The organism is Marinobacter sp. SS5-14b, assembly GCF_030541005.1.
Taxonomy (GTDB): Bacteria; Pseudomonadota; Gammaproteobacteria; order Pseudomonadales; family Oleiphilaceae; genus Marinobacter.
The window spans coordinates 73,237-98,408 of the sequence record NZ_JASSVM010000007.1; the positions used below are offsets into that span (position 1 = coordinate 73,237).

Consider the following 25,172-nt stretch of genomic DNA (forward strand, 5'->3'; position numbering starts at 1 on the left):
TCTTACTGGCAAACTTGGCCACAGGCAAGTATCTTCCGGGCAGAGAACCTCAGCAACACCCATGCCCGCGCCACAACGCCCGATTTCAGGATAAGCAGATACCGTGACACAGCCACAGACCGCACGCATCGCCTTAAACCGCCCCCTGCGCCGGCTGTTCGATTATCTCATGCCCGACCATCTGAAACTGACCCCCGGCCAGCGGGTAAAGGTGCCGTTCGGGCGCCAGACCCTGACCGGCCTGGTGGTGCAAACCGGCGTACAACCACCCGACGGCATCACCCTTAAACCGGTACTAGAAGCCCTGGAACCCTGGCCGGCCCTGCAAGACAACACAGTAAAACTGCTGAGCTGGGCAAGCGATTACTACCAGCACCCACTTGGCGAATGCCTGTTTACCGCCCTGCCCCCCGCACTTCGGCGAGGCCGACCTGCCCAGCAAAAGCAGGATGAACACTGGTGCACGACCACCGCCGACCTAGCCCTGCCTGGCAATGCACATCGACAAGTCGCTCTTTTCAACACCATCAAAGCATCGCCGGGGATCAGCTCCAGCGCCCTCGTACAGTCAGGATACAGCCGAGCGCAAATCCGGGCACTGGAACAAAAACAACTGATCATTCAGGGCGGCGAAAGCACCGCGCACACTCAAGCCGCAGAAGACACGCTGCCGGCGCCTGTGTTGTCTGAGGCACAACAAAAAGCAGCCGCAGAACTGCCGGCGAACACCAATCGGTTTTCAGCCACCCTGCTGTTTGGCATAACCGGCAGCGGCAAAACCGAACTCTACTTGCACTACCTCAAAACTCACCTGAGCGGCGAAGAACAAGCGCTGGTACTGGTGCCGGAAATCAACTTGACGCCACAAACCCTGGCCCGATTCCGCCGTTATTTCGGCAACCGCATTCAGGTTTGGCATTCCGCCCTCAACGACGCGGAACGCCTCGCCACCTGGCTGAAAATCCGCAACGGCGAACCGGTTATCCTGATCGGCACCCGCTCCGCCGTGCTACTGCCGTTTACCGATCTTCGCACAATTATTGTGGACGAAGAGCACGACAACTCCTACAAACAAGGCGAAGGCTTCCGTTACTCTGGACGAGATGTCGCCGTGTACCGGGCACACCTGAATCAGTGCCCGGTGATTCTGGGGTCGGCAACGCCGTCACTGGAATCCTGGCATAACGCCCGCCAGGGCAAATACGGCCTGGTGCAACTGCAGGAACGGGCCGGCAACGCCAAGCCACCCGAGCTCACCTTGCTGGACATTCGCAGCCGCCCCCTGGAGGCCGGGCTTTCTCGCCCAACCCTGAATGCCATCAAAGAAACCCTCAGCCGCGGTGAACAGGCGCTGGTCTTCGTCAACCGCCGAGGCTTTGCGCCGGTGGTGATGTGCTTCGATTGCGGCCACATTGAAGAGTGCCCTCGTTGCGATACCCGCCTGACCTTCCACCGGAAGGACAGAGCCATGCGCTGTCACCACTGCGACTTTCAGATGGCCGCCAGCCATACCTGCCCCAAGTGCAAAAGCGAAAATTTCAAACCGGTTGGCCAGGGTACCGAACGCACCGAAGACACCCTGGCCGAACAGTTTCCCGACACCCCCATTATTCGGGTAGACCGGGACAGCACCCAACGGAAAGGCAGCATTCAGGCCATTCTGAAAAAAGTAAACAGCGGTGACCCCTGCATACTCGTCGGCACCCAGATGCTGGCCAAAGGCCACGACTTCCCCAACGTCACCCTGGTTGCCGTTGTCAACGCCGACGGCGGACTGTTCAGCGTCGATTTCCGCGCCCCGGAACAGATGATCCAGACCCTGCTGCAAGTGAGCGGCCGCGCCGGTCGCGGCGAAAAACCCGGCACAGTGCTGATTCAGACCTGCCACAGCGACCACCCCCTACTCACAGCCCTGTGCAACGGCGACTACACCGCCATTGCCGATCAACTGCTGGCCGAGCGCGAAAGCGGCCAGCTGCCACCCTTCAGAGCCATGGCCATCCTTCGGGCAGAAGCCGACACCATGCAAAGCAGCCTGCAACTTCTCGATACCCTCAATCCCATGACCAAGGTACCCGGCGTTGAAACCTGGGGCCCGCTACCCGCGGTGATCGCCCGCAAGGCCGACCGGCATCGAGCGCAGCTGGTGCTGGTCAGTGACAGCCGAAAACACCTCAACCATTTGCTCACAGGCCTTTGCCAACACCTGGATCAAACAAAGCTGTCCGGCAGCACCAAGTGGGTAGTGGATGTAGATCCGCAGGAAACCGGGTAGGCAATATTAAAGTGTGAACCAGCGCATACGCTGCAAATGGTTACAATGTTTTTCAGAATTCCGGAACCGTAAGCGTTCCATTTCAATTGACTGTGCTATGATTTTCAGCAATCTATCTGATAATGCTCAAAACCAACAAAGGTTGCGAATCCCGACCAAGGAATCCGTAGCTAAAAGGCTTTTGCTGTAACGAACACTGGAGATAAAAAATGTCAGGGAAATTTCTTGCGCGTGCGTCGGCGTTGTCGCTGGCTGTTTTTTTGGCGGCTTGCGGGGGTGATGATAACTCAACCCCAATTGTTAACGTCACCCCAGGAGGCGGGACCGATAACCCAGGAAGCTCACCCTCTACTGGAAACCCAGACAGCACCGACCAAGTGGCCATAGCCTTGGGAACAGGGAGCGCAAGTTCTTTCATTGAGGGACAGTTCTCCGCAGGCCCAGCATCAATACCGGCTGGAGGAAAAAGCATTTTAGAACTCTCAATTGTTAATGCATCCGCCGGAAATGTTCTGCTGGCCGGAGAAGAGGTATCGGTTGACTTCACCTCGAGGTGCATTTCATCTGAAGAGTCGAGCATTAACACTCCAGTAACAACCACATCCGGCCTAGTGGAAATCGAGTACCAGAGCAATGGATGCGCAGGAGATGACGTAATAACTGCAAGCGTGGGTAATGCGACAGCCCAGGCAACAATAACTATTGAAGCCGCCAGCCCATATAGCGTTTTAAGCAACGCGCCAGCTCCCGAATCTATAGCGCCCGTCGGTAATGCAAACTCTTCTCGCCCATCTACATCTACTGTTACATTTAATGTTATCGATGAAGACGGAAACCCGGTTCGAGGCGCGGAAGTCAGTTTTGCCTTAAGTTATTCAGAACGAGCGAATCCAGCGGTCGAAGATGTTCGCTTGGATCGGCCAAACACGGTTTCGGGTCCGGGCGGCGAAGCGACTGTTCGGGTGCGCGCCGGAGAACAAAACACTGTCGTAAGAGTAATCGCCACCATCGTTCGGGAGGATGGAAGTTCGGTAGGTGTTTCGTCCCCACCAATATCCATAAATACCTTCTTGCCTGACCAGGACAGCTTCTCATTGAGCATTAGTAATTTCATGCCTAATGCTCAGAACTACAATAATCAGACCACCGAGATCACCATCAATGGTGGAGATCGCTTCAATAATAATGACTTAGCCGAAGGCAATGCTGTCGTTAACTTCGTTGCATCTGGAGGCTCGATAGATAGTTACTGCGTATTAGATAGTAATGGAATTTGTACGGTTACCTGGCGCAGTTCCGATCCGCGTCCCGCCAATGGCCGAGTTGCGATTTTGGCCAGAACTGTAGGTGACGAGAGCTTTCGCGACTTGAACAGCAATGACCAATTCGATAATGGTGAGTTCTCACCAGAGCCGGGAATTGCTTTTGAGAAAGGCGAAGCTTATCTAGATTTTAATGCTGACAGGACATTTACCGCGGGCGTAGATCAATTTTTTGATTACAACGGAGACTCAAATTACAACGCTGCCGATGGTGTCTATGACGGCTCGGCGTGCCTAAGTCCAGACACAAACAACTGCACAGATGGACCGACAACAGTTTGGGATCAAGGGCTGATTGTTATGGCAAGTGACTCAGGCATCAATGGAGCCATAGCGCCAGGCGGCTCACCAGACCAGTTTTGCTTAGCGGTTTCTGCCACTACTAAAGCTGGGCAGCCCGTACCACTACCAGTGGGCACGACCATCGATTTCGAAATTACGGATGGCACAATCCTATCTTCCGTGACGTCATTCGAGCTAGGAAACTCCTATATTTCAGGAAATTCAGTAGATGCTTGCGTGCTTGCAACTGAGGATACAGACCCAGCAACTACAGCTCTGCTCAAAGCAATAGTAACGCCGCCTGCCCCATACTCAGGCTCGCCCATAGAATTTTCATCAACCTTGTAACTTCGACCTCGCTAGATACAGCCCGGCCTCAGCGCCGGGCTTTTTGCTTACACCCCAACTTTCCGCGATAATACCCCCCTTCTTTTTTAACGGGCGCCCTGCCCTGCATCCACTCTCCTGAAAACCGAGTCATCTGACGCATGAAAGAGACCGTATCCGAGCTTCTCCAGTCCGCACTGGCGGCCCTGCAATCCGAAGGCACGCTGCCCGCAGACCAGACCTTTACGCCACAGATTGGCAACACCAAGGACAAGTCCCACGGGGATTACGCCTGCAACATTGCCCTGATGGCCGCCAAAGCGGCCGGGTGCCCGCCACGCAAACTGGCGGAAGCGCTGGTGGCCGCGTTGCCGGAAAGTTCTGCGGTGGAGAAGGTGGAGATTGCCGGGCCCGGCTTTATTAACTTTTTCATGAGCACCGCCAGTGCGTTTGGCGTAGTGAATACCATTCTGGATGAGGCCGAGCAGTTCGGTCGCAACAACTCCGGTAACCGAGAGAAGGTGCAAGTGGAGTTTGTGTCTGCCAACCCCACCGGCCCGTTGCACGTGGGCCACGGCCGTGGGGCGGCCATCGGCGATTGCCTGTGCCGCCTGCTGGAAGCCAACGGTTACGATGTTACCCGTGAGTTTTACTACAACGATGCCGGCGCCCAGATCAACAATCTGGCCCTGTCAGTTCAGGCCCGGGTAAAAGGGCTGACACCGGAACACGAAAGCTGGCCGGAAGATGGCTACCGGGGTGATTACATCACGGACGTTGCCAACGCCTACCTGGCCGGCGAAACGGTTGTTGCCGACGACCGGGAAGTCACCGCCAAGGCGGACCCTGAGAACCGCGATGCCATCCGCGAATTCGCCGTCGCTTACCTGCGCCGGGAACAGGATCTGGACCTGAAGGCCTTTGGGGTTCAGTTTGATGTCTACTTCCTGGAATCGTCCCTGTACGAAGACGGCAAGGTCGAAGCCACGGTTGAGCGCCTGAAAGCCAACGGTTTCACCTACGAAGATGGCGGTGCCATGTGGCTGAAAACCACAGAATTCGGCGACGACAAAGACCGCGTAATGCGCAAGCAGGACGGCGGTTACACCTATTTCCTCCCGGATGTGGCCTACCACCTCGACAAATGGCAGCGGGGCTTTACCACGGTCATTAACGAACAGGGCGCGGACCACCACTCCACCGTGACCCGTGTACGCGCGGGCCTGCAAGCGCTGAAAGCCGATATTCCCCAAGGCTGGCCAGACTATGTGCTGCACCAGATGGTGATGGTGACCCGCTCCGGCCAGGAAGTGAAAATCTCCAAGCGCGCCGGCAGCTATGTCACCATTCGCGATCTGATCGACGAAGTCGGCCGGGACGCCACCCGGTTTTTCCTGGCCGCTCGCCGGGTAGACTCCCAGTTGACCTTCGATATCGATCTGGCTCGCTCCCAGACCAATGAAAACCCGGTGTATTACATTCAGTATGCTCATGCCCGCATTTGCAGCGTACTGCGCAAGCTCGCGGCTGAGGGCGTTGAGCGTGGCCTGAACGAATGCGTGGGTGACCTGAGCCTGCTGACTCTGGACGAAGAAAAGGAACTGGCCAACCAGCTGGCGAAATACCCTGAGCTGATTGCCAACTCCGCAGCCCAGCGTGAACCTCATCACCTGACCCATTACCTGAGAGAGCTGGCCGGTCTGTTCCATACGTACTACAACGCCCACAAGGTGCTGATTGAAGACACCGCGCTGCGGGATGCCCGCGTGAGCCTGTACCTGGCGGTGCGCCAGGTGATCGTTAACGGCCTGGATTTACTGGGCGTCAGCGCGCCAGAGGAGATGTAAACACCCCATGGCCAGAGACTACGCCAAGAAAGACCGCCCCGCTGGCAAAGGCGCCGCAGCGCCCAGAAAAAAAGCGGCCCGGCCAGCTAATACAGCAAAGCCCAAACGGAGCGCGCCTTCGCACTCTCAGCATGGCGGGCTCTCTCTGAAGTGGATTTTGTCTCTGGCCGCTGTCGGTGGTTTTATCGGTTTTATTGTGTATCTGAACACGTTGCCAACCGGCCAGGACGCTCTCTCGCAAAACCCTCAAGCCAAACAACAAGCCCAACCAAAAGCAACAGAAAAGCCAAAGGCCACACCGGCACAGAAGCAAGAACGGGACTTCCGCTTTTATGACATGCTGCCGGAATCGGAGGTGGTGCCGCCAAAAGTGGAGGAATACACCCCTGGCCCGGCTAAACAGGCTTTTGACTACGTGGTTCAGTCCGGCTCGTTCCGCAGCAAGGAAGATGCCGAACGTCAGCGCGCGCAGATTGCTTTTCAGGGCCTGCGGGCCCACGTTCAGCACATTGTTCAGGACAACGGCAGCGAATGGTACCGGGTGAACGTAGGGCCCTTTACCTCCCGCAGCCAGATGAACGCCGCCGTCGACAAGTTGGTCACCATCAATATCCAGCCCCTCGTTCGAAAGATTCCGAAAGAAGGTTGAATTCAATACAACCGCCTCCATAACGTCTGAAGACCGATTTTCATCAGGCAACTGGAGCCAAAATGACTACGATAGTTTCCGTCCGGCGTGACGACGAAGTCGCCATGGGAGGCGATGGCCAGGTTTCTCTGGGCAACACCGTCATGAAAGGTAATGCCCGTAAGGTTCGCCGCCTTTACAACGGCCAGGTGATTGCAGGTTTTGCCGGCGGCACCGCCGATGCCTTTACCCTGTTCGAACGCTTTGAAGCGCAGCTTGAAAAACATCAGGGCAATCTCACCCGTGCCGCTGTGGAACTCGCCAAAGACTGGCGCACCGATCGCGCACTGCGCAAACTCGAAGCCCTGTTGGCCGTGGCGGACAAGACGGCGTCGCTGATCATTACCGGCAACGGTGATGTGATTGAGCCGGAGCAGGGCCTGATCGCTATTGGCTCCGGAGGTCCGTTTGCCCAGGCCTCCGCCCGGGCCCTGTTGGAAAACACCGACCTGAGCGCCCACGAGATTGTCGAGAAGGCTCTGGAAATTGCTGGCGACATCTGCATCTACACCAACCAGAACCGCACTCTGGAAGTGCTGCCCATCAAAGACTGACCGGAGCGACCATGTCTGCTATGACTCCCCGTGAGATTGTCCACGAACTCAACAAACACATCGTGGGCCAGCAAGAAGCGAAGCGCGCTGTGGCCATTGCCCTGCGCAACCGCTGGCGTCGCATGCAGCTGGACAGCAGCCTGCGCGATGAAATCACCCCTAAAAACATTCTGATGATCGGCCCTACCGGCGTAGGTAAAACCGAAATTGCCCGCCGCCTGGCCAAACTGGCCGATGCACCGTTCCTGAAAGTGGAAGCCACCAAGTTCACCGAAGTGGGCTATGTCGGCCGCGATGTGGAGTCTATTATTCGCGATCTTGCAGACATGGCAGTGAAAATGCTCCGCGAACAGGAAATGAAACGCCATGAGAACAAGGCGTTGGACGCGGCCGAAGACCGCATTCTGGACGCCTTGCTGCCACCGGCTCGCGATTTCAATGAAGACAGCCAGCGCAACAACGATTCCGCCAGCCGCCAGATGTTCCGCAAAAAACTGCGGGAAGGCGAACTGGACGACAAGGAAATCGAGATTGATCTGCGCAGTGCCGGCGCCGGAGTTGAGATCATGGCGCCTCCCGGCATGGAAGAAATGACCAACCAGTTGCAGAGCATGTTTTCCAACCTGTCGTCAGACAAGCGGAAGACACGCAAGATGCGGGTAGCCGATGCCATGTTGCGCGTGAAGGACGAAGAAGCCGCCAAGCTGGTCAACGAAGAAGAGATCAAGCAGAAAGCCCTTCAGGCCGTTGAGCAGAATGGTATCGTGTTTATCGATGAGATCGACAAGGTTGCCAAGCGCTCGGAGAACACGTCTTCTGATGTATCCCGGGAAGGTGTACAGCGGGATCTGCTGCCGTTAATTGAAGGCAGCACGGTGAGCACCAAGTACGGCGCTATACGGACAGACCACATTCTGTTCATTGCCTCTGGCGCATTCCACCTGTCGAAGCCCTCCGACCTGATTCCGGAACTGCAGGGCCGCCTGCCGATTCGGGTGGAGCTGCAAGCGCTGACTCCGGACGACTTCAAGCGGATTCTGACCGAGCCGGACGCCTCACTGGTGCAGCAATACGAAGCGCTGATGGGCACCGAAGGCGTGAAGCTGACGTTCGCCGAAGACGCCATTGCCCGCATCGCAGAAGTGGCCTTCAAGGTGAACGAGACCACCGAGAACATTGGTGCACGCCGCCTGCACACGGTGCTGGAACGGCTGCTGGAAAGCTTGTCGTTTGATGCCGGCGACCAGGTAACCGATGGTTTTGAAGTGACCGCAGACTACGTGGATGAAAAGCTGGGCGAACTGGCTGAAGACGAGGACTTGAGCCGATACATTCTTTAACGGCACGTGCCTCAACAAAAAAGGCCGGATGACCTCCATCATCCGGCCTTTTTTACGCCTGAACGTTAGGCTAAAAGACTACTGTGCTTTGGAAAACAACTGGCTAACGTTGCTTAGCCCGCTGGCCAAGATGCCTTTCTCCGCCTGTTTCCTGCGACCCTTGGCAACGTAGAGCGGCAACATTTCACCATACAGGCTGGTACTGATGGTGCGCTGTTCGTCTTCAAGGCGGTCTCTGCGTAACTTGACACCGTATTTCGCGAGTTTGGGCTCAAGCTCATCCGCGCGTTTGAGCAGATCCCGCCGAGTCATCTGATAGGCATGCTCACACACCATTCTCCGGCTCTGGAAACTGAACACGTTGGAAAAGAAGAGCTTGGCGTCGTCCCGGGTCGGCTCGAACAGCAGGATATCTTTATCCGGATAGTCCCGGGCATACTGAGCGATGCCCGACTGCATGCGTGAATAAACCATGGTGCGGAACATCTGCGACAGCAGGTTCGGCATGCCTGAATGGGTCAAGTCACCCGCTTTCATAGAGCCGGCGCGGACGGCTGCGCTGGCATCAATGGGCACCTGGGGATTTACGGCGAACACCAGGTCTGCGCCGTCTTCGAAGGCTACCGAGGCGTGCAGGCCTTTTCTTAACGTGCCATCGACATAGTAGCGGCCATCGATATCGACCGGCACATACAAGCCGGGCGATGAGGTGCTGGCCTGAACCGCCTTGGAAATCGGCACATGGTCAAAGCCGGGCGCACCAAAACAGACGGCCTCGGTACTCTCAACGTCCGCAGCCACAACATAGAGGCTGTGCTTGAGCTGCCGAAAATCGTTGGTTCGACCAAGCATGGTAAAGGCCCGGCGCAGGTATTCGTGCAGACCCTCGTTATCAAACAGGCCAGCTGGTGCGGCCTGGGCCAGAATGGTCATGGCTTCCAGCAGGCTTTGATCGTAGGGGTTATTGATAAACCGGCTAATGGCCGTGCCCAGCAATTTGGGCACTGACAACAAACGGCTGCCGATTTCTCGAATGGCGGGCCGATAAAAGACTTCCGGGTGAAATGGGTGAACTTCCGCTTCGTTGCGCACGAATATCCGGCACAACTGGGCCGTCGTCACCTGGTTCGCCAGGTTCGCGGCGACAAAGGAACCGGAGTTCACACCCACATAGACGTCAAGATTATTGAAATCGAGACCATCCAGGGCTTCGTCCAAGGCTCTCAGGGCTCCGATCTCATAGATGCCACCCAAAGGCCCCCCGCCCCCCAGGGCAAGGCCGATTCTCGGTTTTGGCTTGAGCTCGGTTGCTGTTGTCATGGCCTGTCCTTTGTAGGTACTGCTTTAAATTTTACGGTTGTAACCTACCAATGGATTCTAGAGTGCGCACCCTATAACCGTAACAAAGCGTCAGGTTACGGCCTGCTCTGCCATTGCAGCACTGGATGTTTTTACCGGGCGCAGGTAACGGCCGAACCCGGCATTTCTGAGCGCCAGGTCTACGCAACTTTTAATCACGTGGGGGGAATCCAGCAGCAGCACGTCTTCGAGCAGTTGAATGGCCCATTCGCGATCAATGCTACGGATAACCGACTTCACTTTCGGCAGACTGGCGGCGTTCATTGAGAGCGAATCGTAGCCCATCGCCATGAGCAACAAGGCACCACCCGGATCCCCTGCCAGCTCACCGCAAATGCCCACCGGCTTGCCGACGGAATGCGCATCCTGGGCTATGCGCACCAGCGCCTGTAACACCGCAGGATGATAGGAATGGTAAAGCTGGGCAACCCGCGGGTTGTTACGGTCCACCGCCAGCAGGTATTGCGTGAGGTCGTTGGAACCCACGGACAAAAAGTCGACTCGCTCGGCCAGTTCCCGAATCTGGTACACCGCCGCTGGCACCTCAACCATCACGCCCACCTTGGGCATGTGGATGTCATAACCTTCTTCGCGCACTTCGTGATAAACCCGATAAATCAGATGCAGCGATTCCTCAACCTCGGAAATATTGCTGATCATCGGCAGCATGATTTGCAGATTATTCAGGCCCTCGCTGGCCTTGAGCATAGCCCGCACTTGAACCAGAAAGATTTCAGGGTGGTCAAGGGTGACCCGGATTCCACGCCAGCCCAGAAACGGGTTTTCTTCCTGGATCGGGAAATAGGTCAACGCTTTGTCGCCACCGATGTCCAGCGTGCGCATGGTGACGGGGTTGGGCGCGAAAGCTTCCAGCTGCTCCCGATAATATTCGCGTTGTTCCTGTTCGGACGGAAAGCGATCCTTGATCATGAAGGGCACTTCGGTGCGGTACAGCCCGATGCCCTCAGCACCGTGAGAGAGCGAGCGCACCACATCCGTCATCAGGCCGGTGTTTACCAGCAGGGCGACCCGATGGCCGTCGGTGGTTTCACAGGGCTTGTCTTTTAGAACTTCCAGCCCGCGGAACAGCTCGTCTTCTTCTTCGCAGATGGTCTGATAGAACGCCCTGAGATCTGCAGAGGGCGAGGCAAAAATCTGGCCCTCAAAGCCATCAACTACCAGCTCCCGGCCATCCAGCTGATTCACCGGAATATCAACCAGCCCCATGACCGTGGGCACGCCCATGGCGCGCGCGAGAATGGCAACGTGGGAGTTGCTGGAACCCTTGACCGATACCAGACCAACCAGCTGCCCCTTGGGCACCTCGCCCAGCATGGCCGGGGTGAGCTCTTCGCTGACCAGAACCGTGCGTTCGGGGTATTCCTGGTGTTTGTGCTCGCCCTCCTGCATGTGCGACAGCAAACGGCGGCCCAAGTCCCGGATATCGACCACCCGCTCCTGCAGGTAAAGATCATCCATCATCTCGAAATGGCGGATGTATTGTTGCACCACCTGTTTCAGCGAGCCCTGAGCCCATACGCCTTCACGAATCTTGTTTGCCACCTCACCGGGCAAGGCGCCGTCGTCCAGCATCCGCAGGTACACATCGAACAGCGCCTGCTCTTCCGGCCGGAGCTGTGATGCCAGGCGATTGGCAACACGCTCAATGTCTTCTCTGACCGCTTGCACGGCCGCCTGGAAAAGCTCCAGTTCTTGCTCAATGTTGTCAGTTGGTTTCTCGGGCACAACATCCAGATCGGCGGACGGATACACCACCACGCCGGTACCAATGGCCACACCCGGCGCACCCGGCACGCCACTGAAACTGACATCGTGGGCTTGCTCCCCCGTTAGAGACAGGCCACTGATGGCGCCTGTCGCCTCACTGTGGGCAATCACACCCGCCAATTGAGCAGATACCGTTACCAGAAATGCTTCTTCGCCCTCATCAAAGCACCGGGAGCTCTCGCGCTGCTGAACAACCAGCACACCGAGCACACGGCGGTGGTGAATGATGGGTACGCCAAGAAAGGAGCTGAACCGTTCCTCACCAGTTTCCGGGAAGTAGCGGTAGCGAGGATGGGAGGGGGCATCTTCCAGGTTGATGGGCTCTTCCCGGGACCCGACAAGACCAACCAGGCCCTCAGAATAGGCCAGGCTGACCTTACCCACGGAGTCTTTGTAAAGGCCCTCCGTGGCCATCAGAATATAGCGATTGGACGCCGGATCAAGAAGATAAACCGAGCAGACTTCGGTGCCCATGGCTTTCTGCACCCGCGATACAATGATATCCAGCGCCTCGTTAAGATCCCGGGCACTGTTTACCTCTTGTACGATACTTCGCAAGATGCTGAGCATGGAGTCAGTCCGTCATGTCTGATGTTCCTTCAAACGCCGGTTTGGCTCACCCTTTTGCCACTGTTCCATGTTGTGGAACAGTCTGGGAGCCAATTCTCTCAGCGCGCGTCTGTACACTTCTCTCTTGAATGAAACCACCTGCCCTAATGGGTACCAGTAGCTCACCCACTGCCATCCGTCGAATTCTGGTGAATCCGTGCCATCCACACGTACGTGTGCGTCTGGCGACAACATCCGCAGCAGGAACCATTTCTGTTTTTGCCCCACGCAAACGGGGTGCGAGTTGTGGCGAACCATCCTCCTGGGAAGCCGGTAACGCAGCCAGCCCCGGGTGCAGGTGATGATTTCCACATCGCTGGCACTGAGGCCCACTTCCTCTCCAAGCTCCCTGTACAGTGCTTCCTCAGGTGATTCGTTGTGATTGATACCACCTTGAGGGAACTGCCAGGAGTCTTGCCCTATTCGCCTTGCCCAGAGAACTTCGCCCCTGTGGTTGGCCAGAATGATTCCGACATTGGGTCTGAAACCGTCTGAGTCGATCACGGCACAGTCCTCGTAATAGTCGGTTGCCGGTCTATTTTATAACCGGCGAAAATTGTCCAAGTTGCTCTCATTCTTACAGAATCCCAAGGCTTCGGCAAACGGAGCTAATTGCGTCACTCCTGACCGCACACCACGGCAGACCCGTGATAGACTGTCGGCTTTGCTACAGAGCCTGTGACAATGGGAGGACGCGGCTTGACGCTCGCAATTTTTGATCTGGACAACACCTTGCTGGCCGGCGACAGCGACCACGCCTGGGGAGAGTTTCTGGTGGAAGAAGGCATGGTCGATAAGGAAGAGTATCGCCGTGCCAACGACCGTTTCTACGAGGAGTACCTGAACGGCGAGCTGGACATTTTCCATTATCAGCGTTTTGTGCTCGGACCCTTGTCCAGCCACAGCATGGAAGAGCTTGATTCCTGGCGCGAGGCCTTTATGGCCAAGAAGGTACAGGGAATGATGCAGGACAAGGCGGCAAAACTGCTGGCCGAGCATCGGGCCCAGGGCCACACCCTGATGATTATTACTGCCACCAACCGGTTTATTACCGAACCGATTGCCGAGCTTCTGGGCGTGGACCACCTGATTGCCACCGAGCCGGAACTGGTAAACGGCCGGTTTACCGGGGAAGTTGCTGGAACGCCGAGTTTTCAGGAAGGCAAAGTAGAGCGGCTGAATGATTGGCTGGCCGCCCACGGCGAAAGTCTGGACGGCGCCTGGTTTTACAGCGACTCACACAACGATGTGCCGCTGCTGAAGCAGGTTCAGAATCCGGTCGCCGTTGACCCGGACCCGACTCTGGAGAAATTGGCCATTGAAAGTGGCTGGCCAGTGCTGTCTTTACGGGACTGAAACACCAAACTCTGACGGATTCAAGGGGTCTGACCCTGCGGGTCAGACCCCACCCGCCTCTAACGCCGATCTCTGCCCACGCCGATCACAAAAACCCGGTCAGCGAGCGCACAAAGCAGGATTTAATGTAGTCCGTCTCCGGAATACCCGGCACAACCGGATGATCCGGCGCCTGATGACCCTGCTCCAGCAATTGCACGAAGCGGTCGATTTTACGCCCGCTGCCACGAATAATATCGATCAGCTTTTCCTGGGACAGATGCATGGAGCAAGACGCGGATACCAGCAACCCGTCGCGTTCCAGCAACCGCAAACCCAACTGGTTCAACCGGGCATAAGCCTGCTCACCGGCTTTCTGATCACGCCGACGCGGAATCAATGCCGGCGGGTCCAGCACCACGATGTCGAACTTCTCTTTCTCATCCGCCAGCGCTTTCAACGCATCAAAGGCATCGCCCTCAATGGTATCCACGTTATCCAATCCGTTCAGCTTTGCATTGTGATGAACCGAATCAACCGCGGCTGACGATGCATCAACACACGTCACCTGCGAGGCTCCGGCACACGCTGCCTGAATGCCCCAGCCACCAACGTAACTAAACACATCCAGCACCCGCTTACCCGGTGCATAGGCCTGCAGGCGCTGACGATTCATCCGGTGATCATAAAACCACCCAGTCTTCTGCCCGCCCGCCAGCGGCACCTCAAACTGCGCGCCATTCTCCTCAACCCGAAGAATGTCCGTTTCCGGCCCGTGGGCAAACTCCACATAATCAGAGAGCCCCTCCACCTTGCGCATCTTGCCATCGTTCTTCAGAACCACCACACGCGGGTGCGCCAAACGCTGCACCGCCCGCACAATCGCGTCCTTCATCAACTCCATGCCAGCGGTGGAAATCTGCACCACCACCACATCATCAAACCGGTCCACTACCAGCCCTGACAGCCCATCACTATCCCCGAACACCCAGCGATAAAACGGCTTCGGGAACAACCGCTCCCGCAACGCCAGCGCGGCTTCCATCCGATCCGTCAGCCTCTGCGGTGTCATACCATGGGCCCCATCCCGGCTGATCAGCCGGCCGCAAATCAGCGCATTCGGATTCACAAATACCGTGCCCAAGGGCTTATCATTCGACGCCCGTAACTGAGCCTGAACCCCGGCCTGGAACCCCGTCAACGGACTGCGATGGGTGTCCACCTCATTGCTGTAAACCCACAAATGGCCAGCACGAAGACGGCGCTCTGCGCCTTTGCGCAAATAAAGTACGGGGAAATCCATCGAATAGTTACCTAAGAGTGTATTCAATTAGAGGGCTACGCCATTGCTTGGGCGCCTTTCCGGGCATAGGCCTCACGAAACTGTGCGGAGCCATGGATGGCGGAGCCCAAGCGTCACATGGATGTGCCGAAGGAGCGTGTTTCGGGAGGCCTATGCCCGGAAAGACGCTTACACCAATACCTGGGACTACTCTTCCGCAGCAACATGCTGAGAATAAGCATCGGCATCCATAAGGCCATCTAGCTCACCCAAATCAGCGAGCTTCACCTTGAACATCCAGCCGTCGCCATAGGGATCTTCATTCACAATCTCCGGCTCATCCTCAAGCTTCTCATTCACCTCGATAACCTCACCGGTGACCGGACTGAACACATCCGAAGCAGACTTCACCGACTCGGCGACACCCGCCTCCTCACCGCCATTAACCGTCACGCCCACTTCCGGAACACCAATGTAAACCACATCACCCAACTGCTCCTGGGCAAAATCCGTAATGCCTACCGTAGCGGTGCCATCAGCCTCCACCCGAACCCACTGATGGGTTTCGAGATACTTCAAATCTGCGGGAATATCGCTCATGTTCTGTGTGTCCTGTTGAAACTTTTTGCGCAGTTTAACCGAACAGATTAGTTCCAGCGAATGCTACGCGCCAACTTCATGAACGCATTCAGATAATCCACCTCGACATCCCGCTCCCGAAAGCCCAGAAATATCTGTTTCGGCATACCTTCCCTGCCCAGCTGAAGCGCCCTAACCGGCATCTTCTGCGCATACTCATCCACCAACCAGCGTGGCAACGCCGACACACCACGACCCGCCGCCACCATTTGCAGCATAATATCTGTGGTCTCAATGGTTTTGTGGCGTGCGGGTGCCGCATGGGCCGGCAAGAAAAAACGGGTGAATATATCCAGCCGCTCCGGCGCAACCGGGTAGGTAATCAGTGTTTCCTTCTCAAGCTGGTCCGGCTCCACCCATTGCTCCCCCGCCAGCGGATGATCGGATGCCACCACCAACACCTGCTCATAATCGAACACCGGCACGAAGCTAACACCCGGGCGGTGCAGCGGGTCTGGCGTCACCAACAAATCAATATCGTGACCAAACAACGCCCCCATACCGCCGAACTGGAATTCCTGCTTTACGTCTACATCGACATCCGGCCATTGCTGTAAATATGGCCCTACCACTTTCAGCAACCACTGATAGCAGGGGTGGCACTCCATGCCCACGCGCAAGCTGCCGCGCTGGCCCTTGGCCACCTGCCCGACCAGCATTTCCGCATGCTCGAACTGTGGTAACAACCGGTTGGCCAGATTCAGCAATTGCTCCCCCGCCTGGGTAAACCGCAACTGCCGCCCTTCCCGGAGCCACACAGGCGTGCCCAACTGCTGCTCCAGTTTGCGAATGGCGTGACTCAGCGCCGATTGGGTCAGGTGCAACTGCTCTGCGGCCGCCGTCAGCGAGCCCTGGCGCTCGACCGCCCGGAAGATTTCGAGATGACTTCGTTCAATCATGGGTCACCTGTGAACATTTTTCATGGATAGGTGAGATATTACCATTTTTATTCATTAGATCATCAGAATAACCTTGTCCCCCTACTCACACTGACAACACCGAAGGACAAACTCATGGTGATCACACACAACCTTGGCTTTCCGCGCATTGGCGGCCAACGGGAACTGAAATTCGCATTGGAGGACTATTGGGCTGGCCGGCAAACTGAGCAGGAACTGGCGACGACCGCTGCCGACCTGCGCCGCCGCCACTGGCAACAGCAGGCCGGGCTGGATTTCGCGCCGGTTGGCGAGTTTTCGCTGTATGACCAGGTGCTGGATATGTCCGTGACTCTGGGCAACCTGCCCGCGCGGGTCGCAGGCAAAGAAGGTTCGGAACTGGATGCCTACTTCCGCGCCGCCCGCGGCCGTGGCGCCAACGACAGCCCCTGCTGCGCCACCGCCGCCGGTGAGATGACCAAGTGGTTTGATACCAATTATCACTACATCGTGCCGGAATTCACTGCTGACACCCGGTTCGAGCTTAATCCCGAGCGCCTGTTGAGCCAACTCACCGAGGCCCGTGAACAAGGTGTGAAGGCTAAACCGGTGATCATCGGCCCTGTCACCTACTTATGGCTGGGCAAAACCTCCGATGGCAGCGACCGCCTGGACCTGCTGGAGCGACTGCTACCCGCGTATGCCCAACTGCTGGACATCCTCGCCGATGCCGGAGCCGACTGGGTTCAGGTAGATGAGCCCGCGCTGGTGACAGAGCTGGACGCCAACTGGCGCTATGCGTTCAACCTGGCCTATCACCAGCTCAAGAGCAACCGCCCAAAGCTGCTACTGGCCACCTATTTTGGCGAACTCCGGGGCAACCTGCAGCTGGCTTGTGAACTGCCCGTTGCCGGCATCCATCTGGATGCGGTGAGCGCCCCAGACGAGGTCAATCGCATCGCTGACTGGCTGCCCAGCCACAAAGTGCTTTCGTTGGGAGTGATCAACGGCCGCAACATCTGGAAAGCTGATCTCTCCAAAATTCTGGACTGGCTTGAGCCTGCCCATGACAAACTCGGCGATCGCCTTTGGCTGGCGCCCTCTTGCTCGTTGCTGCACGTGCCGGTAGATGTGACTCCAGAAACCGAGCTGGATGTGGAAGTTCGCAACTGGCTTGCCTTTACCGTCCAGAAACTCGACGAACTGCAGGTGCTGGCGCAAGCCCTGAATGAAGGCCGACAAGCCGTGCAACCGTCTTTGGAGGCCAACCGGCAAGCCATCGAAAGCCGGCGACACTCAACCCGAGTGATCAACCCGGAGGTTCGGGCAGCGGTGGCGAACATCACCGAAGACCTGGGCAACCGCCAAAGCCCTTATTCTCAACGCATCGCCCTGCAACAGCAGACATTACAGCTGCCGGCCTTCCCGACCACCACCATCGGCTCTTTTCCCCAAACTCCTGACATCCGCCAGGCAAGACTGCGCTTCCGAAAAGGCGAATTGACCGCCCCAGCCTATGAGGCGCAAATGAAGGCAGAGATCGCCCGCTGCATCCGCGAGCAGGAGCTGCTCGGACTGGACGTGCTGGTGCATGGCGAGCCTGAACGAAACGACATGGTGGAATACTTTGGTGAGCAACTGGATGGCTACGCGTTTACCCGCTTCGGCTGGGTGCAATCCTACGGCTCACGCTGCGTGAAACCCCCTGTTCTGTTCGGCGATATCCACCGGCCAAAGGCGATGACCGTGGACTGGATTCGTTTCGCCCAGTCACTCACCGACAAACCCGTCAAAGGTATGCTCACCGGCCCGGTGACCATACTGAACTGGTCCTTCGTGCGTGATGACCAACCCCGCAAAGATTCCTGCCTGCAGCTTGCACTGGCTATTCGCGAGGAAGTTCAGGATCTGGAAAAGGCCGGCGTGAACATTATCCAGATCGACGAAGCCGCCCTGCGCGAGGGCTTGCCTCTGCGCCAATCCGACTGGGAGGGCTACCTGGACTGGGCGATCAACAGTTTCCGAATCGCCGCCAACGGGGTGCAGGATACAACGCAGATTCATACCCACATGTGTTACTCGGAGTTCAACGACATCATCAAGGCGATCGCCCGTATGGACGCCGATGTGATCACCATCGAAACCTCACGGTCGGACATGGAGCTGCTGGATGCGTTCAAAGACTTCGAATACCCGAACGACATCGGGCCGGGGGTATACGACATTCACTCGCCCAATGTTCCGGGCCAGCAACAGATCATCAAGCTGATGAAACTGGCGGCTGAGCGAATTCCCGCCGAGCGCCTGTGGGTCAACCCCGACTGCGGCCTGAAAACGCGGAAATGGGAGGAGGTGACCCCGGCTCTGAAGGCCATGGTGGCGGCGGCAGAGGCATTGCGAACCTGAGAAAAGGAGTCAGTGGGTGCGCTTTGGTCGGCGCACCTCGCCTTGCCAGGTTTTGTTCATGCACGGGTCTTATTTACCTGCCAACACCTTTGGCTAGCTCAGTCAGCAGCGCTCTCCCCTCAAGCTCGGCTGAGCTCACCATATTAGTAAACCAAAACCTGATGTTGGGTAGCCGCGCACTCACCAATCATTGAGGGGAACTCCGTGCTGCTTAAGGTAATCGCCATGTTCGTTGAGATAATCCTCGGTCAGCTCAGCAAAATCTTCGGGATCGCCGGGAACCTCTACGGCGGGTACCCGCATCACCTCCACTGCATTCGTTCGCTGACTCATCATCCACACCACGACTTTACCGCCAGGTGCCAGACCGAGAACCAACGTTCGTCTCGCTTTAAAGTCGGAGGTTCCATCTGGATACCAGTGTTCCACTGGCTCGCGCATTCGCTCCGGTAAATCAGAGGGCACTCGAATCAGGGTTGAGTAGTATTTCTGTTCAGCGAACGAGAACCAATGCAGCGCAATCAGATTCGGGAAAGGGTCCATTTCACCACCAGAACCCACTGGGCCGTGAGGCCCCGCCCAGCAACACCCCGTATACCCGCCCAGAGGTGCGCGCCAACTCCTAGTTCCGGATTTTTCGAGATGGGCATTGATCAGCCACATATCATAATGCTCAGGGGCGGCAGCTCGGATATTCCAATGCCCTCGCTCCTTCTCTAATGCAACACATCCAGAGAAAACAAAACTAAGAACAGACACCAAAACAACTCTTTTAACGGCCAGCATCAATGCTCCTCTACGTTAGGGTGAATCCTGCGTGTGTAGGATGCTGCTGGCGCATTAGGACTGAAATTACGACCGAGAATCAATGAGATCGGCACCTCACCCAATACGAACCTAAGTGGATTATAGTGCGCTGAGTAATGAACAAATCGATGACGAAGCAAATCTAGTTGATCTGCATTTAGTGTCAGCTCAACCGCACGACGATCCAGCGTCTCAAGCCACCTGGAGCTAATATTTTCAAGCTCCGGCGGCAAGTCCAAGTCATCCCTTCGTGGAATTTTCTTGAAGGGGACTCCAGCATCGATTGCCAGGCGATGCATCATTCGCAGAGCCACTCGGGAGTATTCTCCTCGAATCTCACGAACCATTCTTAGCGATAGCTCTACACGACCACGAGGAGCCGGGTGATCCGATTTCTTTTCGTAAATTGCCATACTCGCGTGCCCTTCTGGGCCCAGATCAGCCGGAGCCGGGTCGTGTTTTACTGAAGATCTTACCGGCATACTGAACCTACCAATCCAACCTTCCGCAAGTTTCAGTTTCCTCAGCTCATCCAAGTTATCCCATTCCATGGTTTGCTCAGGCATGTCATTTCGGTTGGGCGGAACCTCATGATACGGACTTATCAGCAGATCCTCACGCAACCGGTCAGGGTAGCCGCCTCCCACATCTGAATGTACTCCCGGCATACTTATTTCCTGAAAGTTTCCCGGAAGACTGCCGTCGGCGCCTCTAAGGCTATTCAACGCGAAGTTGTATCTATGTTCGTTGTCGGCAACAAGGTGAACGGCTGATTTTACGCTGTCCGGATCAAGATAAAGGTTAACCGGTCCGTTTCGGTTATTGCTTGCCCAGAAATCCCACCTAAACGGGTTTACAATCGCCGCAACGGTATCAAACAACCCCACAAACCGAATATCTACATCTTTTGGCCAATCTATACGAGACTCAGTGAACGCCTGACCCAGTAAACCTTTTCGCCCTTGACTAATTTCAAACGCTGCATGCCTGGCCGAAGCAGCACCTCGGCTGAAGCCAAACAAGTCGATAGTTAGTGACGATATGCCGCCAGAAATACCGCGTTCTTCAATTTGGAGGGCGACATTTCTGAACGCACTCTCCACCTGACTTATGATTCCAGTTTCCCCCATTCCTGAAATGGAGCCCAGTGTAGAGTCGCCATCACCCGTTTTCGTACCGATACCGGGAGCATAGACCCAGAAGCGGTGAGTTAGTCTATTGGTTTCCGGTGTTCGCGACTCATCATAAAGATCCCTAAGCTTCGCCACATTGCTCGGCGCATTTCCATAGCTCCCCCCCATTGACAAACCCAACCAATAGGAACACTCCTCCTCTGATATTTCTTTACGCCTGTATGATTCAACACACTCATCAGCCACACGCTCTTCCAACTCCCGCGAATTCTCGGCGTTATTCAACGTGCCATCGGTGAAGATACCAATCTCAAGATGGATTTCTTTAGGAGGTGCTTTCGTGTTGGGTGAGTCTTTGTGAGAGGAAGATTCCAATGGCTTCAGGGTTTGTGCAGGAAAGCTCATTGGTGGCGTAGGGGATGCGGATTGCTGCCTGAGCGCTTCTTCTCGCTGCTGCAACCGATACTCCATGTCAAACTGGCCAGCTGCGAGAAGGCCAACACTGCCTATGTTCTGCGCGGCCAGTTGCTGGGGCGTGATTCCGTGCCGGTTCAGTTCGTCCAAACTGCGGCGTAACTCGGAGCTGTCTCTGCTCTCGCCGGCCACCCAACGACCGGCCCCGTCACCAGAATCCCGCCAGCAAACCACCGGATCAGAGGGCTCACCGTCACAGGCCTCGTAAACGAGCCATAGCTCGCCATCGTCAATCCGGCGCACCACTTCGTCAACCAGTGCTGCCCGGTGATACCTTGAGGCGCGGCCGCCTCCTTGAGACCCAGCGCTGCGCCCGAGCAGGCGCTCAAGGTCAACTTTGTTGGCGTTGTGATTGTTGTCGAGGATCAGGCTTCTGACTTTCGAAGCGGCAAAGAAAGGCGATTCCAGCCTGGGTAGATCTGCAGCCAGCAGATCCCAGGTTTTTACTATTTTCATGGCTCGTCATCCGTTGACTGAGGGTAATCATCCTTGGGAAATCTAAATCAGTATCCGGTACTTTTCTCGTCCAGATCAAATTCAAACTGGTTCGCCCGCCGAACCTGCGTGCTGAAGGCGCCGGTTGGCTCCAGTTCGAACCATCGATAACCAGGCGCTAAGGGCTCAACTGCAAATTTGCTGGAGCCAGTAGCGAACTGAATGCAGGTAGATGGTGTCGCCAGCAGCTGCACACCATCCCGATGTTGCTGCAGCTCCTGATGAATGTGCCCCCAGAGCACGACTTTTACCTGGGGATGCCTGTCGACGATCTGCCAGAAATCATCGCGATTCTTCAGGCCGATTTTCTCCATCCAGTCAGAATGAATATCCACTGGGTGGTGATGCAGGCACACCATGGTGGGCAGCTCGGGATGCTGCGACAGCGCGCTATCGAGAAACGCCAGCTCGGCCTCTGATAACGCGCCGAACACCTTGCCCTTTACCGACGAGTCCAGCATGACGAAATGCCAGCCGCCTTGAACTCGCTGACTCTCGTTCGACTCGAATTCGGCGGCAATGGCGTTCATCCGTGCGGAGTCGTCGTGATTGCCGGCAATCCAGAGCGAGGGGCACTGAAATACCTGAAGTTGCTGACCGAAATATCGATACGCTTCGGCGGAGGCATCCTGGGAGAGGTCCCCTGTCGCCAGGATCAGATCGGGCTGACCGTGCACACGCAGTACCTCGTCGATCACGGCGGCCAGGCTATCGCGTGTGTTAACGCCCAGCAAAGCGCCGTCAGCCGAGGCCGTCAGATGCGGATCCGTCAACTGAAGCACCCGCAGTGGGCGTTGTGGTTCGGAGTTGGTCATGCAGGCCCTGTTGTTATCCATTGCAACCAGTTGAAATTACTGTCAAGTGTACGACGGCTTGGGCCAGTTTAATCCGCCACGAATGGAAGATAAGTCACATTCTGACCAGCTTCGCCTAAGATTTTGCAGTTTTTGACAACTATGACACAGGAAACGACGCCTGCAAGGTGAATCCAGGTCAGTCGATGCCCTGACCAGCGGTCCAGGCAGCGTGCTCCATGGGCAGGTGGCCAAAGCGCAGGCAATAGTCCAGCCAGTCAGCCAGAAAACCATTTACCTGAACCTTTTCATCAGGATGGTGCATAAAGCGGTTCGGATAGTCGTTCACGGGTGCAATTTGTCGCTGCCGGTAGCAACTGATGACCTCGGCCATGGCGGCGTCGTGATAGACACGCACTGTCATGCGGGGATTGTTGAGCCAGCGCCCGCTGTTATGAACCTGCTCTAACAGGAGAGTTTCGGTGAACCTGGCGGTTTGGAGCAGCTCGATACGTACCCGCCCCAGGTACTGATTCTCCCGATACAACTCGATTTCACACACAGGCTGACCATCCGCTTCGAGCTTCCTCAGTTTACGAAGCCTCTGGTAGTTGCCGTCACAAAGGGCGCCCAATTGCCGCAAATCCGGCACATAGGGTTTTGGCCGTTTTACCCACTCGGTCATGTCTGCCACTCCCGGCGCAATCTGTCGCGGTTCAGTTGCAGCCACTGGATGGCGATGATGGCGGCGGCGTTGTTGATGCGGCCGTCAGCAATCATGGCAAAGGCCTCCTCTGCGCTGACCACATGGGAAAGAATATCTTCGTTCTCGTGCTCAACCCCGAAGACTCCCCCCGCATCAGCTGTGCTGACCTGACCGCAGTAGAGGTGAATCATCTCGGTGGTACCGCCGGGAGAAACCAGGTAGTCGCAGATTTTGTCGAGGCGACTGAAACTCAGGCCGGCTTCTTCCTGCCCTTCGCGCTGAGCGACTTCTTCCGGGCTTTCGCCGTCTTCGTTCATGCCCGCAACCAGTTCGAGTAACCAGGGTGACTGGTTGCGGCCGAGCACGCCCAGACGGAATTGTTCCAGCAGTACGACTTCGTCCCGAGCGGGGTCATAGGGGAGTACGCAGGTGGCGTCGCCGCGGATGAAGAGTTCGCGGGTGAAGGTGGGCATTTCACGGCCATCGAAGCGCGGGTGGGTGAGCCAGAGTTTATCCATTCGGAAAAAACCCTGAAAGACGGTTTCGCGTTTTTCGATTTTGACGTCGCTGGCGGTGAACTGGAACGGTTTTGGCATTCGGGTTTCCGGTTTGATGTTCGGTTTTGAACGATAGCCTTTGGGGTTGCTTGGGTGCAAGTGTCTTACGGTTGGTGTAATGGTTTGGTTCTGGCCCTAGCCTGCATAGGTTGGTGCGTGGCAGTCGTTGGGTATTGCTTTCCAAAACACGCTCCTTCGGCACGTCCCTGTAACGCTTGAGCTCCGCCATCCATGGCTCCGCACAGTTTTGGAAAGCAATACCCAGCGCCCGCCCTCAACATTTGTGCAGAACGCCGTCTCTATATCGGCGATTTCTCAAGATTGAAAACACATGTTATGATCGGAACATAACTTTAGAGGTAGGCAATCCATTGGATGGATTAGAACAGCTTCTGGCCATACATGGCAGTCAGGTGCACAGGGATGATGGTTACTGGTGGAAGATTGAAGCGTGGTGCGTGCCACCAACGCGGGAGCGGCCCCATGGTATTCGGTATAACCTCACGCTCCATGACAAACACAACCGGCGCATATTTGGCATGGACAACGCCCATGCAGTGAAACCGGCAAAAACGGGTTTGAACAGCGGCAAGGTGCATGAGTTCGATCATGTACACCAAACCATGTCAGACACAGGCACACCCTACGAGTTTAAGGATTGTTTTGCGTTGCTGAGCGATTTCTTTTCTGGCGTAGATAAAACAATCTCAGACATCAACGGAGGCCGTCGATGAAAGCGCGCATTGGCATAATGCCCGAGGAGTTGATTCGAAAAAGATTACTGGCGATGGCTCAGGGGCTGTACACACCGGGGGCTGACGAGCCCCTGGTTTGGTATACCTCACTGAATGCGGTGTCTCAGGTTTTGTGCCCGGAAAACATCAGGCTTTTGCGCTTAATCGATTCGGAAAAACCTCAAACAATGACGGAGCTCGCCCGCCTGACTGGTCGTGCAAAAAGCAACTTGTCCCACACATTGAAATCCCTAAGGGACAAGGGGTTTGTCAGGCTTGAGAGGCAGAGCGGAAACACTCTTAAACCGGTGGCCTTGTTTACAGATTTTGAGATTATTTCCAGCTCGGAAATTGAGAACGAGATCCGCAGAGTGGCGCAGGACAGAGAGGTAGCCTGAGAAATACTGCAAAGGCCAGAAAGAGCCGGGGTGGTGGCCTTGTTCAGAAACGTGCGGAGCCATGGATGGCGGAGCCCGAGACGCACAGGGACGTCTCGAGTCGTTTTCTGAACAAGGCCGCCACCCCGGCTCAATGCGATCAG

General features: G+C 56.2%; 21 protein-coding genes. 10 read left to right on the forward strand and 11 right to left on the reverse strand.

The window, feature by feature from the left end:
* Nucleotides 1–103 precede the first annotated feature (103 nt).
* The 6 genes from QPL95_RS14870 (at nucleotide 104) to hslU (ending at nucleotide 8,635) form a co-directional block, all read left to right on the forward strand.
* Nucleotides 104–2,275, forward strand: coding sequence for a primosomal protein N' (locus tag QPL95_RS14870; RefSeq protein WP_303291781.1), 2,172 nt, complete (start codon nucleotides 104–106; stop codon nucleotides 2,273–2,275).
* A 209-nt stretch (nucleotides 2,276–2,484) separates the two neighbouring features.
* Nucleotides 2,485–4,227 carry a hypothetical protein gene (locus QPL95_RS14875; RefSeq protein ID WP_303291782.1) on the forward strand — a complete coding sequence of 581 codons (1,743 nt, stop codon included), beginning with the start codon at nucleotides 2,485–2,487 and terminating at the stop codon, nucleotides 4,225–4,227.
* 140 nt (nucleotides 4,228–4,367) lie between these two features.
* Nucleotides 4,368–6,053, forward strand: a complete 1,686-nt coding sequence (gene argS, locus QPL95_RS14880; protein ID WP_303291783.1) for an arginine--tRNA ligase — start codon at nucleotides 4,368–4,370, stop codon at nucleotides 6,051–6,053.
* Nucleotides 6,054–6,060: 7 nt separating this feature from the next.
* Nucleotides 6,061–6,702 carry an SPOR domain-containing protein gene (locus tag QPL95_RS14885; RefSeq protein WP_303291784.1) on the forward strand — a complete coding sequence of 214 codons (642 nt, stop codon included), beginning with the start codon at nucleotides 6,061–6,063 and terminating at the stop codon, nucleotides 6,700–6,702.
* 62 nt (nucleotides 6,703–6,764) lie between these two features.
* Nucleotides 6,765–7,295, forward strand: coding sequence for an ATP-dependent protease subunit HslV (gene hslV, locus QPL95_RS14890; RefSeq protein ID WP_303291785.1), 531 nt, complete (start codon nucleotides 6,765–6,767; stop codon nucleotides 7,293–7,295).
* 11 nt (nucleotides 7,296–7,306) lie between these two features.
* Entirely contained in the window at nucleotides 7,307–8,635 is a 1,329-nt protein-coding gene (gene hslU, locus QPL95_RS14895; RefSeq protein WP_303291786.1) for an HslU--HslV peptidase ATPase subunit, read from the forward strand.
* Between the two features lie 78 nt (nucleotides 8,636–8,713).
* Here the strand turns inward: hslU and QPL95_RS14900 are convergent, their stop codons facing one another.
* From QPL95_RS14900 to QPL95_RS14910, 3 genes are all read right to left on the reverse strand, one after another.
* Nucleotides 8,714–9,955 carry a patatin-like phospholipase family protein gene (locus QPL95_RS14900; RefSeq protein ID WP_303291787.1) on the reverse strand — a complete coding sequence of 414 codons (1,242 nt, stop codon included), beginning with the start codon at nucleotides 9,953–9,955 and terminating at the stop codon, nucleotides 8,714–8,716.
* Nucleotides 9,956–10,045: 90 nt separating this feature from the next.
* Entirely contained in the window at nucleotides 10,046–12,352 is a 2,307-nt protein-coding gene (gene ptsP / locus QPL95_RS14905; protein WP_303291788.1) for a phosphoenolpyruvate--protein phosphotransferase, read from the reverse strand.
* Between the two features lie 12 nt (nucleotides 12,353–12,364).
* Nucleotides 12,365–12,895 carry an RNA pyrophosphohydrolase gene (locus tag QPL95_RS14910; RefSeq protein ID WP_303291789.1) on the reverse strand — a complete coding sequence of 177 codons (531 nt, stop codon included), beginning with the start codon at nucleotides 12,893–12,895 and terminating at the stop codon, nucleotides 12,365–12,367.
* Nucleotides 12,896–13,090: 195 nt separating this feature from the next.
* Between QPL95_RS14910 and QPL95_RS14915 the strand changes: the two genes are divergently transcribed.
* Nucleotides 13,091–13,747, forward strand: coding sequence for an HAD family phosphatase (locus tag QPL95_RS14915; protein WP_303291790.1), 657 nt, complete (start codon nucleotides 13,091–13,093; stop codon nucleotides 13,745–13,747).
* Between the two features lie 85 nt (nucleotides 13,748–13,832).
* Here the strand turns inward: QPL95_RS14915 and QPL95_RS14920 are convergent, their stop codons facing one another.
* The 3 genes from QPL95_RS14920 to QPL95_RS14930 all read right to left on the reverse strand — a co-directional run bounded on the left by QPL95_RS14920 (nucleotide 13,833) and on the right by QPL95_RS14930 (nucleotide 16,546).
* Nucleotides 13,833–15,029, reverse strand: coding sequence for a class I SAM-dependent rRNA methyltransferase (locus tag QPL95_RS14920; protein ID WP_303291791.1), 1,197 nt, complete (start codon nucleotides 15,027–15,029; stop codon nucleotides 13,833–13,835).
* Between the two features lie 186 nt (nucleotides 15,030–15,215).
* Complete coding sequence (gene gcvH / locus QPL95_RS14925; RefSeq protein WP_303291792.1) at nucleotides 15,216–15,608, reverse strand: glycine cleavage system protein GcvH; 393 nt, start codon at nucleotides 15,606–15,608, stop codon at nucleotides 15,216–15,218.
* Nucleotides 15,609–15,655: 47 nt separating this feature from the next.
* Nucleotides 15,656–16,546, reverse strand: coding sequence for a LysR family transcriptional regulator (locus QPL95_RS14930; protein ID WP_303291793.1), 891 nt, complete (start codon nucleotides 16,544–16,546; stop codon nucleotides 15,656–15,658).
* 114 nt (nucleotides 16,547–16,660) lie between these two features.
* On the opposite strand from QPL95_RS14930, the gene metE reads away from it, so the two are divergent.
* Nucleotides 16,661–18,931, forward strand: coding sequence for a 5-methyltetrahydropteroyltriglutamate--homocysteine S-methyltransferase (gene metE, locus QPL95_RS14935; RefSeq protein WP_303291794.1), 2,271 nt, complete (start codon nucleotides 16,661–16,663; stop codon nucleotides 18,929–18,931).
* Between the two features lie 180 nt (nucleotides 18,932–19,111).
* Here the strand turns inward: metE and QPL95_RS14940 are convergent, their stop codons facing one another.
* The 5 genes from QPL95_RS14940 to QPL95_RS14960 form a co-directional block, all read right to left on the reverse strand.
* Nucleotides 19,112–19,717 (reverse strand): DUF2931 family protein, encoded by a 606-nt coding sequence (locus QPL95_RS14940; RefSeq protein ID WP_303291795.1) that lies wholly within the window; start codon nucleotides 19,715–19,717, stop codon nucleotides 19,112–19,114.
* Entirely contained in the window at nucleotides 19,717–21,801 is a 2,085-nt protein-coding gene (locus QPL95_RS14945) for a DUF2235 domain-containing protein (RefSeq protein WP_303291796.1), read from the reverse strand. Before QPL95_RS14945 ends, QPL95_RS14940 begins: the two co-directional genes overlap by 1 nt.
* Nucleotides 21,802–21,848: 47 nt before the next feature.
* Nucleotides 21,849–22,655, reverse strand: a complete 807-nt coding sequence (gene cpdA, locus QPL95_RS14950) for a 3',5'-cyclic-AMP phosphodiesterase (RefSeq protein ID WP_303291797.1) — start codon at nucleotides 22,653–22,655, stop codon at nucleotides 21,849–21,851.
* 178 nt (nucleotides 22,656–22,833) lie between these two features.
* Nucleotides 22,834–23,319 carry a DUF1249 domain-containing protein gene (locus QPL95_RS14955; protein WP_303291798.1) on the reverse strand — a complete coding sequence of 162 codons (486 nt, stop codon included), beginning with the start codon at nucleotides 23,317–23,319 and terminating at the stop codon, nucleotides 22,834–22,836.
* Complete coding sequence (locus QPL95_RS14960; protein WP_303291799.1) at nucleotides 23,316–23,936, reverse strand: NUDIX domain-containing protein; 621 nt, start codon at nucleotides 23,934–23,936, stop codon at nucleotides 23,316–23,318. The genes QPL95_RS14955 and QPL95_RS14960 overlap by 4 nt, the downstream gene beginning before the upstream one ends.
* 419 nt (nucleotides 23,937–24,355) lie before the next feature.
* Here QPL95_RS14960 and QPL95_RS18555 point away from each other — a divergent pair, with 419 nt between their 5' ends.
* Nucleotides 24,356–24,631, forward strand: coding sequence for a DUF6516 family protein (locus QPL95_RS18555; RefSeq protein WP_368389757.1), 276 nt, complete (start codon nucleotides 24,356–24,358; stop codon nucleotides 24,629–24,631).
* Nucleotides 24,628–25,029 carry a MarR family transcriptional regulator gene (locus tag QPL95_RS14970; protein ID WP_303291801.1) on the forward strand — a complete coding sequence of 134 codons (402 nt, stop codon included), beginning with the start codon at nucleotides 24,628–24,630 and terminating at the stop codon, nucleotides 25,027–25,029. Before QPL95_RS18555 ends, QPL95_RS14970 begins: the two co-directional genes overlap by 4 nt.
* The last annotated feature ends 143 nt before the right edge of the window (nucleotides 25,030–25,172 follow it).